The organism is Lysobacter sp. F6437, from assembly GCF_052547215.1.
The window spans coordinates 108987-124470 of the sequence record NZ_JBQWRB010000003.1; the positions used below are offsets into that span (position 1 = coordinate 108987).

Sequence of the window (15484 nt, forward strand, 5' to 3'; positions counted from 1 at the left end):
GACGTTAGCAGAGGCCCGCGGGGATGTTGAGTTTGGCCCGGCGATCCCCATCCAGTCGGGTGTCCCCCCGCATCAGGAAATTCGCATGTCCCGGTACAGCAAGGATCCCGACGCCATCGCCCGCCTCACCCCCGAGCAGCTCCGCGTCACCCAGCACAGCGGCACCGAAGCGCCCGGCAGCGGCGAGTACCTGGACAACAAGCACCCCGGCATCTATGTCGACATCGTGTCCGGCGAGCCGCTGTTCGCGTCTTCGGACAAGTTCGAGTCCGGCTGCGGCTGGCCGAGCTTCACCAAGCCGATCGAGCCGGCCCATGTCAGCGAGTTGCGCGACACCAGCCACGGCATGACCCGCATCGAGGTGCGCTCGACCCACGGCGACAGCCACCTCGGCCACGTGTTCCCCGACGGCCCGCCGGACCGCGGCGGCCTGCGCTATTGCATCAACTCCGCGTCGCTGCGCTTCATTCCCCGCGAGGAGATGGACGCCCAGGGTTACGGCGCCTATCTCGACCAGGTGGAGGACATTCGATGAGTACGGAAAAGGCGATTCTCGCCGGCGGCTGTTTCTGGGGCATGCAGGACCTGATCCGCAAGCAGCCCGGAGTGGTTTCGACCCGGGTCGGCTACAGCGGCGGCGACGTGCCCAATGCGACCTACCGCAACCATGGCAGCCATGCGGAGGCGATCGAGATCGTGTTCGACCCGGCGCAGACCAGCTATCGGCAGGTGCTGGAGTTCTTCTTCCAGATCCACGACCCGACCACCGAAAACCGCCAGGGCAACGATCTCGGCACGTCGTACCGGTCCGCGATCTTCTACACCTCGCCGGAGCAGAAGGCCGTCGCCGAGGACACCATCGCCGACGTCGACGCGTCCGGCCTGTGGCCCGGCAAGGTGGTGACCCAGCTCGAGCCTGCCGGTGACTTCTGGGAAGCCGAACCGGAGCACCAGGATTACCTGGAGCGGCTCCCGGAGGGCTACACCTGCCACTTCATCCGTCCGGACTGGAAGCTGCCGCGCCGCGACGGCTGACCCGCGGCACCACGCGGCGGCCACGCGGCACATCACGCCGGCCTGCTAGATTCCGGGGACCGATGTCCCCGATGAGGAGCAGGCATGGCCGCAGGCACGCAGGATCTGGATGTATTCGTACGCGAGGCGCTCGCCGCGGGCGCCTCCAAAGAGTCGATCGGAACTGCGCTGGCCGGCGCCGGGTGGACGCCGGAGCAGGCCCGCGACGCACTCGACGCCTACGCCGACGTCGAGTTCCCGCTGCCGGTGCCAAGGCCGCGCCCCTACCTCTCGCCGCGTGAGGCCTTCCTCTACCTGGTGCTGTTCGCGACGCTGTATCTGTCGGCGTACCAGCTGGGCAGCCTGCTGTTCGACCTGATCAACCGGTTCCTGCCCGATGCGGCCGATCCGGCGTACGCGGTCCGGAATGCCGCGCACTCGATGCGCTGGTCGGTGGCGTCGCTGGTGATCGCCTTCCCGGTGTTCCTGTTCGTCGCCCGCCACCTCGGCCAGGACATGGCGCGCAACCCGGCCCGGCGCCTGTCGGCGGTGCGGCGCTGGCTGACCTACCTGACCCTGTTCCTCGCCGCCACGATCCTGATCGGCGACCTCATCACCCTGGTCTACAACCTGCTGGGCGGCGAGTTGTCGCTGCGCTTCGTGCTCAAGGTGCTGGTGGTCGGGGCGATCGCCGGCGCGATCTTCGGCTACTACCTGCGCGACCTGCGTCGCGAGGAGGCGGAATCGTGAGCATCGACCCGAAGCAGGACCGTTCCGGACGCTGGCTGGCGATCGTCGCCAGCGTGGTGGTGCTGGCGACCGTAGTGGTCGCGGTGCTGGTGATGGACTCGCCGTCGGTGCAGCGCGACGGCCGGCTGGACAGTCGCCGCATCGACGAGTTGAACCGCATCGTCCAGGCGATCGACACCTATGTGCAGGCCAACGCCACGGTGCCGCCGGACCTCGCCACCCTCGCCGCGCAGCCCGGCCAGCAACTGTCGATCGCCGATCCGGTCACCGGCAACGCATACGACTACACGGTGGATGGCGGGCGCAACTACACCCTGTGCGCGGAGTTCGTCACCGATACCGCGCAGGTCCAGGCACGCGGTGGGCCGTGGAATGCCGACGAGTGGAACCACGATGTCGGGCCGCAGTGCTTCAGCCGCACCGCGACGGCGCCAAAGCCCGGTTCGCAATCGAGTGAGGAGACGGGGTCGCCCGAGGTATCGGGCGCCGTCGCATCGGCGCCTTCCGCCTCGGAGCCGCCCGCGGCGCGGCTGGCGCTGGAAGGCGAGGGCCTGCGCATCTTCGTGTCGCCATCAGGCTCGGCGCGTCCGATCGCGTTCGGCACCGGCAAGGCTGAAACGCTGGCAACGCTTCGGAAGGTCATCGGCGCTGCGCCGGTCGACGAGGGCGATAACAACGAGTGCGGCGCGACCCGGGTGCGCTGGCCGGGCGGGTTGGCGACGTGGTTCGTCGACGACGCGTTCGTCGGCTGGTCGGTCGGGCCGGATGGCTCCGGCGTGTCGACCGTCGACGGACTGGCGATCGGTTCCACCCGCACTGCGCTCGAAAGCGGCGGCTCGGTGGTGCAGATCGATTCGACCACGTTGGGCACCGAGTTCACCGCCGGCGGCGTGGCCGGCCTGCTCGATTCGGACGATGACAACGCCAGCGTCATCCACCTCTGGGCCGGCCAGACCTGCATCGCACGCTGACGCACGCCGCGCGTTTATCGTCCGGCGCGCTTCGACTTGCGCCGGGCGCGCAGGAACACCAGCTGGCCGACGACCGCAGTCACCAGGATCAGACTGTTGGTGACGATGAAGACCATGTTGTGCAGCAGCCAGCTGTAGGCGATGAAGCCGACCGAGGCCGATATCTGGCCGAGGAACAACCAATGCGACACCCCGCGCGGATCCGGGTCCTTCCACTGGTGCCAGCCCTGGCGGGCCAGGGTCGCGATCAGGATCGCCGAGGCGCCCCAGCCGATCATGTCGGGCGTCGTCATCGTGGTGCCTGTCTCATCTGTCGGCCCGTCGCCGGTGTGCCGCCAATCACCCGCATCCGCTACCAGACCTTGACCCGGTCTTCCGGCGCCAGGTACAGCGCCTGTCCTTCCTTGACCTCGAACGCCGGGTACCAAGCGTCGAGGTTGCGCACCGTCTGCGCGCGGAACCGGCCGGGGGCGTGCACGTCGGTCAGGATCGCGTTGCGCAGCGCGGCCTCGCGGTACTTGCCGCGCCAGGCCTGGGCGAAGCCGAGGAAGAAGCGCTGGTCGGGGCTGAAGCCCTCCAGCGTCTCGCCCGGCTTGCCCTGCAGTGACAGCCGGTAGGCGTCGTAGGCGGTGGCGAGGCCGGCGACGTCGGCGATGTTCTCGCCCAGGCTCAGCTTGCCGTTGACCGACAGGTCGTCGAATGCCTTGTACTGGCTGAACTGCGCGGCCAGTGCGTCACCCGCGGCTTCGAACCGCTCGAGGTCTTCGGGCGTCCACCAGTTGTGCAGCTTGCCGTCCTTGTCGAACAGCGCGCCGAGGTTGTCGAAGCTGTGGCTGATCTCGTGGCCGATGACCGCGCCGATTGCGCCGTAGTTGACCGCGTCGTCGGCGTTGGGGTCGAAGAACGGCGGCTGCAGGATCGCGGCCGGGAAGATCAGGCGGTTCTCCAGCGGCACGTTCAGCGCGTTGACCGTGTGCGGCAGCATGTACCACTCGTCGTGGTTGACCGGCTGGCCGAGCTTGGCGAGGTTGCGCTGGTACTCGAAGGCGGACGCGCGTTGCGCGTTGCCCAGCGCATCGTCGGGCTTGACCTGCAGCGCGCCGTAGTCGCGCCAGCTGTCCGGGTAACCCAGCGCGACCGTCAACCCGGCGACCTTGGCCCGGGCCTGCGCCTTGGTCTCGTCGCTCATCCATTCCAGCGCATCGATGCGCTTGCCGAACGCGGCGACGATGTTGTCCACCATCGCCTCGGCGCGCGCCTTGGTCTCGGCGCTGACGTGGCGCTTGACGTACTCCTGCCCGACCGCCTCGCCGAGCGCGGTGTTGGTCGCGCTGACCGCGCGCTTCCAGCGGTCGCGCTGCTGCGGGGTGCCGTTGAGGGTTTTGCCGTAGAAGTCGAACTGCGCGTCGGAAAACGCCTTGGGCAGGGTCGATGCGGCGCGGTCGATGGCGTGGAAGGCGAGGTACTCCTTCCAGGTGTCCAGCGGCTGCGAGGCGACCAGCTTCGAGATGCCGGCGACGGCGTCGGGCTGCCAGGCGATGAAGTCCTGCTGTTCGCCGAGCCCCGCCGCCTGCAGGAATGCATCCCAGTCGAGACCCGGCGCCTTGGTCGGGAAGTCGGCCGCGGTCCACGCGTTGGCGCCGGCCTCGACGTTGTTGGTCTGCTCCTGGGTCGCATGCACCTTGGCGATGGCGGTTTCCAGCGCGACGATACGCTCGGCCTTGCGCGCGGCATCGTCGATCCCGGCCAGCTCCAGCATCTTCGCGACGTGCGCCTGATAGGCCGTACGCAACTCGGCCATGCGGCCGCCGTCGAGGTAGAAGCTTCGGTCGGGCATGCCCAGGCCGCCCTGCACCAGATACGGTACGTTGCGGTCCGGCTGGTGCAGGTCCTGCGACACCCACAGGCCGAACAGGCGGTCGGTGTAGTAGTCGGTGGCATTCAGCAGGTCGACGTCGGCGCGCAGTTGGCTGCCCAGTTCGGTCGCCAGCGCCCGCTTGTCGGCAATCGCCGCGATTCCATCCAGCTCGGGCTGCAGCGGCGCGATGCCCCTGGCCTCGATCCCGGCCTCGTCCATGAACGCGGTGTAGTAGTCGCCGACCTTGCGCATCGGACCCTGTGCGTCGTCGGCGGCGGCGTCCTCGATGATCGTGCGGACGTTCTTCTCGGTGTCGACCACGATCCTGGTGAAGCTGTTGAAGCTGGAGCGATCCGACGGGATCTGCGTGGTCTCCATCCAGCCGCCGTTGGCGTACAGATAGAAGTCGTCGCCCGGCGCGACCTCGCGGTCCATCCCGGCGATGTCGAAGCCGAAGCTGCCGAGCGCCGGCGCCGTCGTGGCGGTATCGGTAGCGGGCGTCGTGCTGACGGCTACCGGGGCGCCGGCGGTCCGGTCGGTGCCGGGCGAACAGGCGGCCAGCCCGGTGGCGAGGACGGCGGACAGGGTCAGCGAGAGCAGCGAGCGGCGGGGGAGTCGGGACATGGGGGCGGGAAACCGGGAAGAATGTCCCGCCAGACTAGGCTTGCGGAGGGGCGCTGGAAAGCTCCGGAAGTCATCACCCGCCTGTACAGGCGGGCAACGCGTCATTCCGCGGACGGCGATGCCGCCGGCACAAATTGGAATCGACGCGGCTAGCGCACCACCACCGTGGTCGCCTTGTTGGCGACGATGTACGGCTGCACGTCGTCGACCTGGCGCAGCTTGCCGATCGCGCGCTGGGCGAACTTGCGGGTGGTGATGCGCACGTGGCAGTTGTGGAACGGCGCGTCGGGGTTCTTGCCTTTCGAGCAGTACACCACGTTGCCGTCGCGGTCCCAGCCCAGCACCAGCCGCTCCTGCTGGTGGCTGGTGCGGTAGATCCAGCCCTTCTGGATATCGTCTTCGGACATCGCCATGCGGTTGCCTTCGTGTAATGGGGTGCGCCGTATTTTGGCGGGGTCAATGATGACAGTCGCCGGATCCGGCGGGCGGATCGGCCTGGTGTGCCCGGCCGGCGCGCCGGTAATCCACCGGCGTCATTCCGAAGCGGCGGTGGAACAGTTCGCCGAAATGCGACGGGGTCGAGAAGCCCAGTCCGTAGGCGATGTCGCTGACGGTGCGGTCGCTGTCGAGCAGGCGCTGGCTGGCCAGGTGCAGGCGATGGGTGCGTACGTACTCGCTCCAGGCCATGCCGACCTGCTGCTTGAAGCGGCGGCTGAAGTAGGCCGGCGCGAGCGCGCAAAGTGCCGCGGCCTGTTCGGCGGCGGGTGCGTTGGCCGGGTCGCGACGCAGCCGTTCGATCGCGGGGCGCAACCGTTCGAGGCTGTCGCTGTCGCCGGGGAGCTTGCCGCCTTCGATCAGCGGGGCACGGACCGCCGCGTGCAGCAGCGCGGTGAGCAGCGGCAGCGCCAGCGGATCGTCGCTGCGCAGTTCGCCCAGCCATTCCGCGATCTGGCCGATGCGTTGCCGCAACCTCGGGCCGGGCAGGGCGCAGAACGCCTGCGCGAGGCGCTCGAGTCCGGGTTCGCGGGCGAGGGTCTCACCGGCGATGGCGTCGACCTGCAGCAGCACCCAGTCACGCGGGCCGGGCTCCAGGGTGAAGTCGTGCTGGCGCATCGACGGTACGAAGGCGATGCAGCCCGGCTCCAGCGGGTAACGCCAGCCATCGGCGAGGAAGTCGCCGCGCACGTTGCCGAACAGCACCAGCTCATGCACGTCGTGGTAGTGCGGGAACGGCGTGGTGATGCCGGCATCGGCGCCCTGGCGGACCCGTTCCAGCCGCAGGCCGGTGCCGGGTCGCAGTTCCACCGGTTCGCAGAGGGGACGGTCGAGATGGGGCAGGGGCATGTCGACGTCCGTGGGTGGAGTGCTCAGGGCGAACCGAGTATCCGGACGGCCATGGCGGGCAGGGGCTGGGTCGGGTCGACTGTGCCACCGTCGAGCAGGTCGGTCCATGTATCGCCGGCCAGCGCGGCGTCGAGTCCGGGACCGGCGGGCGTGGTGCCAAGGTTGGCCAGCAGCAACGTGCGTTGGGTGCCGGAGGTGCGCAGCAGGCAGACGATGCCGGGACTGTCGGGGCAGGCGAATTGCTGGTCGCCATTGCGCAGTTCCGGGCGCGACTGGCGCAGTGCGAGCAGGCGGCGGTACCAGTTGAGCAATGAGCCCGCGTCGGCGTCCTGTTCCTCGACCGAGATGCCATCGTTGGAGCGGTTGTAGCGGTCGGTCCACCACGGTTGTTCGCCCTCGTACCAGGTTGCCGAGCCCGGCGCGTCGAGGTCGGCCGACCAGCGCATCGCCTCGCGCAGCGGGATGTGCGCGGAGTCGGACAGCGTGCCGGTGCGGGTGATGGCGCGCATGCCGAGTTCCTGCCCGTAGTAGAGCAGCGGCTCGCCCTGCATCAGCAGCGCGAGTGCGGCGCCGGCGCGCGCGCGGGCCGGTGCATCGTCGGTATCGCCGTCGCGCTCGAGCAGCGACATGAAACGGTCGGTGTCGTGGTTTTCGAGGAATACGATCTGGCCCTTGCCGGCGGGCGTGATCGCCGCGGTCTTGTGCGCGGCCTCCACGATGTCGGACTTGTCGAGTTCGATCAGCGCGCCGCGCAGCGGGAACGCGAACACCAGGTCGGCATCGCCCTCGACCAGCCAGTCCTCGCCGAAGCCCCAGTCGCTCTGCTCGGCGAGGATGCGGAAGCCGGGACGGCGCTCGCGCAGGGTGTCGAAGATCGGCGTCCAGAAGTCGGCGAACAGGTTGGTGGCCAGGCCCTTGTGGTCGAGGTCGTCCATCATGTGGTCGATGCGGAACCCGTCGACGCCGTCGCGGCCGCTGCCATCGCCGTGGGGGTCGGCCCAGGCCAGCAGCATCTCCTCGAAGTAGCGCTTCACTGCGGGCTGGTTCATGTCGACCATCGCGATGGCGATGTGGCGGCCGTCGTAACCCTCCCAGCGGGCCTGCTCGAGGAAGGGCTCCGGCTCGGTGTGCGCCGGGTCGCGCCACAGCAGGTAGTCGGCGAACGGCGCGTCGGGTTTTCCGCGCGACTGCTCCAGCCACGGGTGGCCCTCGCCGACGTACTGGATCTCCTGGTCGAGGTAGACCTTCAGGCCGTGCGCGTGGGCGGCGCGGACGAAGGCGGTGTAGTCCTCCATCGTCCCGTACGCCGGCTCGATCGCCTCGAAGTCGGTGGCGAAATAGTTGTGGTAGAACGGCGACGGTTGCAGCGGGGTCAGCAGGATCGAGGTGATGCCGAGCTCGCGCAGGTAGCCGAGTTGCGCGGTCAGCCCGGGAAGATCGCCGATGCGGTCACCGTTGCTGTCGCGGAAGCTGCGCATGAACACGTGGTAGAAGACTTCCTCGCCGGCCTTGGCCAGCGCGGGTGTCGGCGCGTCGTCGACAGGCGCCGCGGTTGCTTCGGTTGCCGGTTCGGGAGGCGCAGGTGAGCATGCCGCCGTTATCGCCAGCATTCCCATCGCGAGGGTCCAGCCGGCCAGGTTTCGGGCGAGGGTCATGCGTGTTCCGGTCATGCGCGCGTTTCTCATGCGTGATCTTCTCCGGTTGCGGGCCGCTCGCCACGCAGGACGTCGCCGAAGAAGCGCAACGTGTCCTCCAGTGCGAGGGTCCAGTAGTCCCAATCGTGGTCACCGTTGCGCTGCGCGTATTCGTGCGCGATGCCGGCGTCCTGCAACGACTGGTGCAGGGCGAAGTTGGCCGCCGAAAGACCGTCGCCGCGACCGCAGTCGAAGCGGATCGGCGGTAACTTTCCGCGTGCGTTGGTGAGTGCGGCGAGCACGGTGCGGTCGGCGCAGGCATCGCTCCAGTCGTCGCGGCTTTCCTCGATCGCATCGTCGAGCTGGGCGAGGTCGGTCACCGCCGAATGCGCGGCCGCCGCGGTGATGCGGTCGGGGTACTTGCCGGCCAGCCGCAACGCGCCGAAGCCGCCCATGCTCAGCCCGGCCACCAGCAGCGGCGAGCGCGGCGTGCAACCGGCCGCCAGTTGCGTCGCCAGTTGCGGCACCTCGTCGATGATCCAGCGTTCGAAATCCTGGCCGCCATGGGCGACGTAACCCGATCCGTCACCCCACAGGCCGTCGGACGGCATCACCAGCATTACCGGCGGCAATGCGCCCTCGTCGATCAGCCGCTGCGCGGTCACGTGCGCGCCGCCCTTGAGTGCCCATGCCCAGTGCGAACCGTAGACGCCGTGCAGCAGCATCACGACCGGCAGGTCGGTGCAGCCGCGCGCCTGCGGCGGGACGTGGAAGGTGACGTCGGCGCGCTGGCCCAGGGCGCGGCTCTTGACCGTCACGAACTCCAGGCCGTCCATCGGGATGCCGAGGTTGGAGCGCTCGACGGTGCGGAACGGGGTGGGTTTGCTGTTCATGCGATTCGCAATACTCCTTTTGCGCTGTGGCCGTCGAGCATGTCGGCGAAGGCCCGGTCGAGGCCGTCCAGTGGATAGTGGTGGCTGACCAGCGAGTCGAGTTCGAGCTTGCCTTGGGCGACCCACGCGAACAATCGCGGGAAGTCGCGCGCGGGCACGCAGTCGCCGTAGAGCGGCGTCAGGTAGCGCTTGTTCCAGAAGAAACGCGGCAGTTCGACGCAGCCGTCGCCGTGCGCGCCGCTGACCTGCAGCGCGTTGCCGCCATTGCGCACCAGCTGCAGCGGCAGGAACGCGAGTGCCGGCACGCCGGTCGCCTCGAACGCGTGGTCGACACCGCGCCCGTCGCTGAGTGCACGAACCGCGTCGACCACCGCCTGGGGGTCATCGTCGGTGGCCAGTATCAAATCGGTGGCGCCGAGTTCGCGCGCGCGCTGCAATCGCGATGGCTGCCGGTCGATCGCGATGATCGTTGTCGCACCGGCCAGCCGCGCACCCTGCACCACGTTGAGGCCGACTCCGCCGCAACCCATCACCGCGACCGACTCGCCCGGCGCGACCGCGGCGACGTTGACCACCGAGCCGACCCCGGTCATGACCGCGCACCCGAGGATGCAGGCGGCATCCAAGGGCAAGTCGGGTGGCAGCGGCGTCACCGCCCCGACGCGCACCAGCGTGTGGGTGGCGAAGGTGCCGAGGTGGAACGAGCGCGCGACCGGTTCGCCGCGCAGCCGGGTGGCGCCGGCATGCGCGCGGCTGCTGCCCAGGCGTGGCACGTCGAGTTCATGGGTGCGTTCGCACAGCGCCTGCGCGCCGCGCGTGCACTGGAAGCAATCACCGCACGGGATCGCCCAGTTGAGCAGCACCGGTTGGCCGGGTTCGAGTCCGCGGACGCCGTCGCCGACCGATTCGACATGGCCGGCGCCTTCGTGCCCCATCACCAGTGGACCCGGCCAACGCAATGAAGCGTGGTCGGTGTGGCAGACGCCGGCGGCCGCCATCGCCACCCGCACCTCGCCGGGGCCGGGTGGGTCGACCTCGATCGTCTCGATCGAGAAGCCGCCCTGCCCGTCGGCGATCGCGGCCGGTCCGGTGACGACTTGGCGGGCCGGGCCGCTCATGTGGGTTCGAACAACACCGGGTTGATCGGGCTGTCGATCACTTCGCCGACCACGGCACCCGGGCACCACTTGTCCCAGTCGGCCTGCTGCATGTGGTTCTCCGGCGCCTTGAGGCGCATGTCGCGATCGATGTAGATCACCGTCATCACCGCGCGCGGGCGATCGGAGCGGTTCGGGCCGGCGCGGTGGAAGGTCCAGCCGAGGTGGAAACTGACTTCGCCCAGCTCGAACGGCGCGTCGACCACCGGGAAGCCGTGCGCTTCCATGTTGGCGGTGATCAATTGCTCGCTCTCGTCGGAGATGCCGAGATCGCGGCCGAACTCGACGTCCTGGCTGCCGGCGAAGAACGCCAGCGGCCCCATCTCCTGTGGCACCGCCTGCAGCGGCACCCAGGCGGTGATGCAGCGGTCGCTGTCGACCGGCCAGTAGTACTGGTCCGCATGGGCCGGGGTGATGCCGCCGCCGGGCTCCTTGTACAGCGCCTGGTCGTGGTACAGGCGCACGCCGTCGACCTGCAGCAGCGCCGCGGCCAGCCCCGCGAGGCGCTTGCCGAACACGAACTCGCGTACGAGCTCGCCCTCGCGCCAAAGGTTCATCACCTGCAGGAACGCGCGGTCGTAGGTGCTGCGCTGCTCCAGCGGCAGGGTCTGGGTGTTGAGCGCGATCGTCAGCCGGGTGATCTCTTCGCCGTAGTGGCGCAACTCGTCGGCGTTGAACACGTCCTTGAGCTTGATGAAGCCGTCGCGCCGGAACTGCGCCACCTGGCTGTCGGACAGGCGGTACGGCCGGTCCAGGTCGATCGTCATGCGGGCCTCGTTGATATCGCGATTCGTACACATGCCCGCATCGTAGGCAGCGCCGAGGGCCGCTACATCCGCCCGGGTTGTCGTTTGTCCGCCGGAAACTATCGAATTGATGACCTTTTCGTGGTGTTTCGCCGGCGGGGCGGGCTTGATTGGTGTCGCGCACGGCGCCATCCATCGGGGATCCCCACACGGAGTCACCGCATGAAGACCGTCCTGATCACCGGCGCCAACCGCGGCATCGGCCTGGCGCTTGCGAAGCATTTCACCGGCCGCGGCGACACGGTCATCGCGGCCTGCCGCAATTCCAGTGACGCGCTGGCGGCGACCGGCGCGCAGGTCGAATCCGGCGTCGACGTGACCGACGACGATGCACTGGCCGCGCTGGCCGAACGCCTCGGGGACACCCGTATCGACCTGCTCGTGCTCAACGCCGGCATCCTCGGGCGCGAGGCGTTGGGGGAGATTAATGACGCGGGCTTTGACGGCATGCGCCGACAGTTCGAGGTCAACGCGCTCGGGCCGTTGCGGGTCGCGCAGGCGTTGATGGACAAGCTTGCCGACAACGCGAAGGTCGGCATCATCACCAGTCGCATGGGCTCGATGGCCGACAACGGCTCGGGCGGGCGCTACGGCTACCGCGCCTCGAAGGCGGCGGTGAACGCGATCGGCAAGTCGCTCGCGGTCGATCTGGCGCCGCGCGGGATCGCGGTGTTCCTGCTGCACCCGGGGTTCGTCGCCACCGACATGGTCGGCGGCAGTGGTGACGTCAGCCCGGAGCAGGCGGCCGCGCAACTGGTCGAACGGCTCGACACCCTGGCGCTGGAGCAGACCGGCACGTTCTGGCACGCCAACGGCACGTCGTTGCCGTGGTGAGCGAGCCGCTGCGCTGGGGTTGATCGTCCGCAGTCGCGGCCTGTGCCGGGCTCAGCCGCCGCCGAGCAGCGCATCGATATCGATGGCCTCGGCCATCGCCTGGTTGCCCGCGTCGCCGGGGTGCAGGTGGTCGCCGGAGTCGTAGGCCGGCAGCAGCCGCGATGGATGGGTCGGGTCGCGCATCGCGGCGTCGAAGTCGATCACCGCGTCGAACTCGCCGCTGTCGCGGATCCAGCGGTTGACTGCCTGGCGTACCTGTTCCTTTTCGGCGCTGTAGTAGCCCGCCATGGGCGTGTCCTGCAGCGCGCCCTCGAACGGCGTGAGCGTGGCGCCGACGATGCGGACGCCGTGGAGCCTGGCGCGGGCGATCAGCTGGCGGTAGCCGGCGATGACTTCGACCGCGGCGACCGGAGCGTCGTCCGGCGCGAACACCATCGAGTTCCAGCTGATGTCGTTGATGCCGATCAGCACGATGACGGTGGCGATCCCGGGCTGCGCCAGCACGTCGCGCTCGAAGCGCGCGAGCGCGTTGCTGCCCATCTTGTCGCGCAGCAGGCGCGCGCCGGAGATGCCTGCGTTGAGGACCGCGACGTCGTCGTCGACCAGTCGTTCTGCGAGGAAGTCCGGCCAGCGCGTGTTGGCGTCCATCGTCGCGGTGGCGCCGTCGGTGATCGAGTCGCCGATGGCCACCACTGTGCGGGTCGGCGCCGCGCGCTCGACCAGGATCGAGGTCAGGAACACGCGAGCGGACAGGGTGGAGTCGGGCACCGGCGCGTCGGCCGCGACCTGGTCGCCGGCCATCACGTACGCCGTTTGTCGCGCGTCCCAATGGAAGGTCGACACCGCGGTCGGCCGCGGCAAGTACAGGCTGACTGACAGGCTCGCCAGCGCCGCCACGTCGAGCGCGACCGGGTCGCTGACCACTGGTGCACCCGGCGGGATGGTGATGGAAGTCTTGCCGCCGAAGGTGAGCGCGCGGCTGGAGCCGGGAACGGTGGCGACGCCATCGCCGGCCAGCGCGATCCGCGCAGCGCCGACATGCAGCGGGGTCGAGCCGTATTCGTTCGACAGCCGCATGCGCACGCGGTCGCCGCCGACGCTGACCCGGGCGACCTGGCGCACGGTCTGGTTCCACAGGCTGGACGGCACATTGACCGGCAGGGCGAAATCGCCTGCCCAGAGCGGTTGCGGGCTTGCGGTCCAGGTCGCTGTCCACACCGGCCGATCCGGCGCCGGGTTGGCTTGCGCGGGCATGGTGGCGAAGGCGGCGCCGGCCAGCAGGACGATGGCGGCGGCACCGTGCACGGGCCGGCGGCTGACACGTGGATGGCGATCGAGCCGCACGCTCCACAGCGCGATCGCCAGCCCAAGCACGGTCACCAGCGCGGCGACCCAGGTCACCGCCGCCAGCCCGGGACCGTGGTCGATCACCGCGCCGCCGAGCCACGCGCCGATTGCGTTGCCGAGGTTGAAGGCGGCGATGTTGAAGCTCGACGCCAGGCTCTGGCCGCCACCCTCGGCCTTCTGCAACACCCGCAACTGCAGCGGCGCGACGGTGGCGAACGCAGCCGCGCCGAGCAGGCCGGTGAACAGCACCGCGGCCGGCTTGCTGTGCAGCGCGAACGTCATCAGCCCGAGCACCAGCGCCAGCACCGCCAGCGAGCCGAGCAGGGTCGGCACCAGCCGGCGGTCGGCGAGCTTCCCGCCCAACAGGTTGCCGGCGATCATGCCGACCCCGAACACCAGCAGGATCGGCGACACCGCGCTGTCGACGAAGCCGGTGATGCGGGTCAGGATCGGCTGGATGTAGGTGAACACCGCGAACACGCCGGCGTAGCCGACCACCGTCGCCAGCAGCCCGAGCAGCACCTGCACGCGGCCCAGCACCTTGACCTCCTCGCGCATCGATATCGGCGCCTGGTCGGCACGATCGGCCGGCACCAGCGCGGCGATCACCGCGGTCGCGACCACGCCGATCGCGACCACCGCCCAGAACGTCGAACGCCAGCCGAAGTGCAGGCCCAGCCATGCGCCGGCCGGCACGCCGAGCAGGGTCGCCACGGTCAGCCCGGTGAACATGATCGAGATCGCCGAGGCCTTGCGGTCCTCCGCCACCAGCCCGGTCGCGACCACCGCGCCGACGCCGAAGAAGGTGCCGTGGGCGAGCGAGGTGACCACCCGCGCGACCATCAGCCACGTGTAATCCGGTGCCAGCGCGCAGGCGAGGTTGCCGAGGGTGAACACCACCATCAGCGCGACCAGCGCGGCCTTGCGCGGCATCCGGCTGGTTGCCGCGGTTAGTAGCGGCGCACCGACGAACACGCCCAGCGCATAACCGGAGATCAGCAGGCCGGCGGCGGCGATGGTGACCTGCAGGTCGGCGGCGACCTGCATCAGCAGGCCCATGATCACGAACTCGGTGGTGCCGATGCCGAATGCGCCGATGGTCAGCGCGTACAGCGCGAGCGGGGTGCGTGGGCGGGCGACGGGAACGGGGGAAGCGGTGGACATGGCGGCTGCAGGGCGGGAAGGAAGCGCGCAGGCTAGGACGTTGCGTTATATGCAAAAACCACCAATATCGACAATCAGTTTCAACAATTTGTTGATAGCCATGGACCGTATCGACGACATCGCCCTGTTCCTGCGCGTGCTCGACCTCGGCTCGATCAGCGCGGCCGCCCGCAGCCTCGACCTGTCGGTGGCGGTTGCCAGCCAGCGGCTCAAGCGACTCGAAAAGCAGCTCGGCGTGCGCCTGCTGCACCGGACCACGCGCACCCTGCATCCCACCCCCGAGGGCCTGCAGCTGGCCGCGCAGGGCCGCCCGCTGGTCGAAGACCTGGAGGCGCTGACCGATGGCCTGCGCGAGGGCGGCGCGCACGTCGCCGGCACGCTGCGGGTGACGATGTCCTCGACCTTCGGGCGGCTGTACATCTCGCCGCTGCTGCCGGAGTTCCTCGCGCGCCATCCCGCGGTGCGGCTCAGCGTCGATCTCAATGACCAGACCGTCGACCTGGTCAGCGCCGGGCTGGACCTGGCGATCCGCATCGGCGACCTCGACGACTCCAGCCTGGTCGCGCGCAAGCTGGCGACCAACCGGCGCGTGCTTTGCGCCTCGCCGGATTACCTGCGCCGCCACGGCATGCCGGCGACCCCGGCCGAACTCGAACGCCACCAGTGTCTGCTGCTGTCGAGCGCGCAGGGCCGGCAGGACACCTGGCGCATGCGCGACCGCCGGGGCCGTGAAGTCGCGGTGCGCGTGCACGGCCGGATCGAGAGCAACCAGGGCGACCTGCTGCGTGATGCCGCGGTGGCCGGGCTCGGCATCGCCCGGCACTCGGCGTGGCATGTCAGCGGGGACCTGCGCGCCGGCCGGTTGCAACCGGTGCTGCCCGACTACCGCTTCAGCGACACCGGCATCCACGCGGTGATGCCGCAGCGAAGGTTGGTGCCGCCGCGGGTGCGCGCGTTCGTCGACTTCCTTGCGGAACAGTTCGCCGGGACGCCGCCATGGGAACGTGTTGACGCGACGGTTACGCACACGACGCGACGAAGCTGAATCGGCCGCATCGACCAGCCGTATCGTTCACCGGGTGTTTCCA

The 15484-nt window shown here is 69.3% G+C and carries 15 protein-coding genes and 1 pseudogene; 6 read left to right on the plus strand and 10 right to left on the minus strand.

Going from position 1 to position 15484, the window contains the following annotated elements; all coding sequences use genetic code 11:
• Positions 1 to 85: 85 nt before the first annotated feature.
• The 4 genes from msrB to ACT9F5_RS10665 all read left to right on the plus strand — a co-directional run bounded on the left by msrB (position 86) and on the right by ACT9F5_RS10665 (position 2735).
• The gene (gene msrB / locus ACT9F5_RS10650) at positions 86 to 535 is read left to right on the plus strand and encodes a peptide-methionine (R)-S-oxide reductase MsrB (RefSeq protein WP_445119929.1); all 450 of its coding nucleotides are present in this window, start codon (positions 86 to 88) and stop codon (positions 533 to 535) included.
• Positions 532 to 1035, plus strand: a complete 504-nt coding sequence (gene msrA, locus ACT9F5_RS10655) for a peptide-methionine (S)-S-oxide reductase MsrA (RefSeq protein ID WP_445119930.1) — start codon at positions 532 to 534, stop codon at positions 1033 to 1035. Before msrB ends, msrA begins: the two co-directional genes overlap by 4 nt.
• A gap of 84 nt (positions 1036 to 1119) precedes the next feature.
• Complete coding sequence (locus ACT9F5_RS10660) at positions 1120 to 1764, plus strand: DUF5671 domain-containing protein (RefSeq protein ID WP_445119931.1); 645 nt, start codon at positions 1120 to 1122, stop codon at positions 1762 to 1764.
• Positions 1761 to 2735 carry a hypothetical protein gene (locus ACT9F5_RS10665; protein WP_445119932.1) on the plus strand — a complete coding sequence of 325 codons (975 nt, stop codon included), beginning with the start codon at positions 1761 to 1763 and terminating at the stop codon, positions 2733 to 2735. Before ACT9F5_RS10660 ends, ACT9F5_RS10665 begins: the two co-directional genes overlap by 4 nt.
• A gap of 14 nt (positions 2736 to 2749) precedes the next feature.
• Here the strand turns inward: ACT9F5_RS10665 and ACT9F5_RS10670 are convergent, their stop codons facing one another.
• The 8 genes from ACT9F5_RS10670 to ACT9F5_RS10705 form a co-directional block, all read right to left on the minus strand.
• The gene (locus ACT9F5_RS10670; protein ID WP_445119933.1) at positions 2750 to 3028 is read right to left on the minus strand and encodes a hypothetical protein; all 279 of its coding nucleotides are present in this window, start codon (positions 3026 to 3028) and stop codon (positions 2750 to 2752) included.
• Positions 3029 to 3087: 59 nt separating this feature from the next.
• Entirely contained in the window at positions 3088 to 5217 is a 2130-nt protein-coding gene (locus ACT9F5_RS10675) for a M13-type metalloendopeptidase (protein ID WP_445119934.1), read from the minus strand.
• A 149-nt stretch (positions 5218 to 5366) separates the two neighbouring features.
• Complete coding sequence (locus ACT9F5_RS10680) at positions 5367 to 5630, minus strand: hypothetical protein (protein WP_445119935.1); 264 nt, start codon at positions 5628 to 5630, stop codon at positions 5367 to 5369.
• Between the two features lie 43 nt (positions 5631 to 5673).
• On the minus strand, positions 5674 to 6561 hold the full coding sequence (locus ACT9F5_RS10685; RefSeq protein ID WP_445119936.1) for a helix-turn-helix domain-containing protein: 888 nt from the start codon (positions 6559 to 6561) through the stop codon (positions 5674 to 5676).
• 23 nt (positions 6562 to 6584) lie between these two features.
• Positions 6585 to 8216 carry an alpha-amylase family glycosyl hydrolase gene (locus ACT9F5_RS10690; RefSeq protein WP_445119937.1) on the minus strand — a complete coding sequence of 544 codons (1632 nt, stop codon included), beginning with the start codon at positions 8214 to 8216 and terminating at the stop codon, positions 6585 to 6587.
• Between the two features lie 26 nt (positions 8217 to 8242).
• Entirely contained in the window at positions 8243 to 9088 is an 846-nt protein-coding gene (locus ACT9F5_RS10695) for an alpha/beta hydrolase-fold protein (protein ID WP_445119938.1), read from the minus strand.
• Positions 9085 to 10206: an alcohol dehydrogenase catalytic domain-containing protein gene (locus tag ACT9F5_RS10700; RefSeq protein WP_445119939.1), complete on the minus strand. Its 1122-nt coding sequence runs from the start codon at positions 10204 to 10206 to the stop codon at positions 9085 to 9087. The genes ACT9F5_RS10695 and ACT9F5_RS10700 overlap by 4 nt, the downstream gene beginning before the upstream one ends.
• Positions 10203 to 11045 (minus strand): phytanoyl-CoA dioxygenase family protein, encoded by an 843-nt coding sequence (locus tag ACT9F5_RS10705; protein ID WP_445119940.1) that lies wholly within the window; start codon positions 11043 to 11045, stop codon positions 10203 to 10205. The genes ACT9F5_RS10700 and ACT9F5_RS10705 overlap by 4 nt, the downstream gene beginning before the upstream one ends.
• Positions 11046 to 11213: 168 nt before the next feature.
• Here ACT9F5_RS10705 and ACT9F5_RS10710 point away from each other — a divergent pair, with 168 nt between their 5' ends.
• The gene (locus ACT9F5_RS10710; protein ID WP_445119941.1) at positions 11214 to 11885 is read left to right on the plus strand and encodes an SDR family NAD(P)-dependent oxidoreductase; all 672 of its coding nucleotides are present in this window, start codon (positions 11214 to 11216) and stop codon (positions 11883 to 11885) included.
• Positions 11886 to 11936: 51 nt separating this feature from the next.
• Here the strand turns inward: ACT9F5_RS10710 and ACT9F5_RS10715 are convergent, their stop codons facing one another.
• On the minus strand, positions 11937 to 13139 hold the full coding sequence (locus tag ACT9F5_RS10715) for an SGNH/GDSL hydrolase family protein (RefSeq protein WP_445120107.1): 1203 nt from the start codon (positions 13137 to 13139) through the stop codon (positions 11937 to 11939).
• Between the two features lie 27 nt (positions 13140 to 13166).
• Positions 13167 to 14396, minus strand: a pseudogene (locus tag ACT9F5_RS10720) (MFS transporter); the annotation flags it as partial.
• 100 nt (positions 14397 to 14496) lie between these two features.
• Here ACT9F5_RS10720 and ACT9F5_RS10725 point away from each other — a divergent pair.
• Positions 14497 to 15441, plus strand: a complete 945-nt coding sequence (locus ACT9F5_RS10725) for a LysR substrate-binding domain-containing protein (protein ID WP_445119942.1) — start codon at positions 14497 to 14499, stop codon at positions 15439 to 15441.
• Positions 15442 to 15484 lie beyond the last annotated feature (43 nt).

Coding starts and splice junctions, on each gene's coding strand:
- ACT9F5_RS10660 (WP_445119931.1), top strand. CDS start 1,120: ATGGCCGCAGGCACGCAGGATCTGGATGTATTCGTACGCGAGGCGCTC.
- ACT9F5_RS10680 (WP_445119935.1), bottom strand. CDS start 5,630: ATGGCGATGTCCGAAGACGATATCCAGAAGGGCTGGATCTACCGCACC.
- ACT9F5_RS10690 (WP_445119937.1), bottom strand. CDS start 8,216: ATGACCCTCGCCCGAAACCTGGCCGGCTGGACCCTCGCGATGGGAATG.
- ACT9F5_RS10710 (WP_445119941.1), top strand. CDS start 11,214: ATGAAGACCGTCCTGATCACCGGCGCCAACCGCGGCATCGGCCTGGCG.
- ACT9F5_RS10695 (WP_445119938.1), bottom strand. CDS start 9,088: ATGAACAGCAAACCCACCCCGTTCCGCACCGTCGAGCGCTCCAACCTC.
- msrB (WP_445119929.1), top strand. CDS start 86: ATGTCCCGGTACAGCAAGGATCCCGACGCCATCGCCCGCCTCACCCCC.
- ACT9F5_RS10700 (WP_445119939.1), bottom strand. CDS start 10,206: ATGAGCGGCCCGGCCCGCCAAGTCGTCACCGGACCGGCCGCGATCGCC.
- msrA (WP_445119930.1), top strand. CDS start 532: ATGAGTACGGAAAAGGCGATTCTCGCCGGCGGCTGTTTCTGGGGCATG.
- ACT9F5_RS10685 (WP_445119936.1), bottom strand. CDS start 6,561: ATGCCCCTGCCCCATCTCGACCGTCCCCTCTGCGAACCGGTGGAACTG.
- ACT9F5_RS10725 (WP_445119942.1), top strand. CDS start 14,497: ATGGACCGTATCGACGACATCGCCCTGTTCCTGCGCGTGCTCGACCTC.
- ACT9F5_RS10715 (WP_445120107.1), bottom strand. CDS start 13,139: ATGCCCGCGCAAGCCAACCCGGCGCCGGATCGGCCGGTGTGGACAGCG.
- ACT9F5_RS10705 (WP_445119940.1), bottom strand. CDS start 11,045: ATGTGTACGAATCGCGATATCAACGAGGCCCGCATGACGATCGACCTG.
- ACT9F5_RS10675 (WP_445119934.1), bottom strand. CDS start 5,217: ATGTCCCGACTCCCCCGCCGCTCGCTGCTCTCGCTGACCCTGTCCGCC.
- ACT9F5_RS10670 (WP_445119933.1), bottom strand. CDS start 3,028: ATGACGACGCCCGACATGATCGGCTGGGGCGCCTCGGCGATCCTGATC.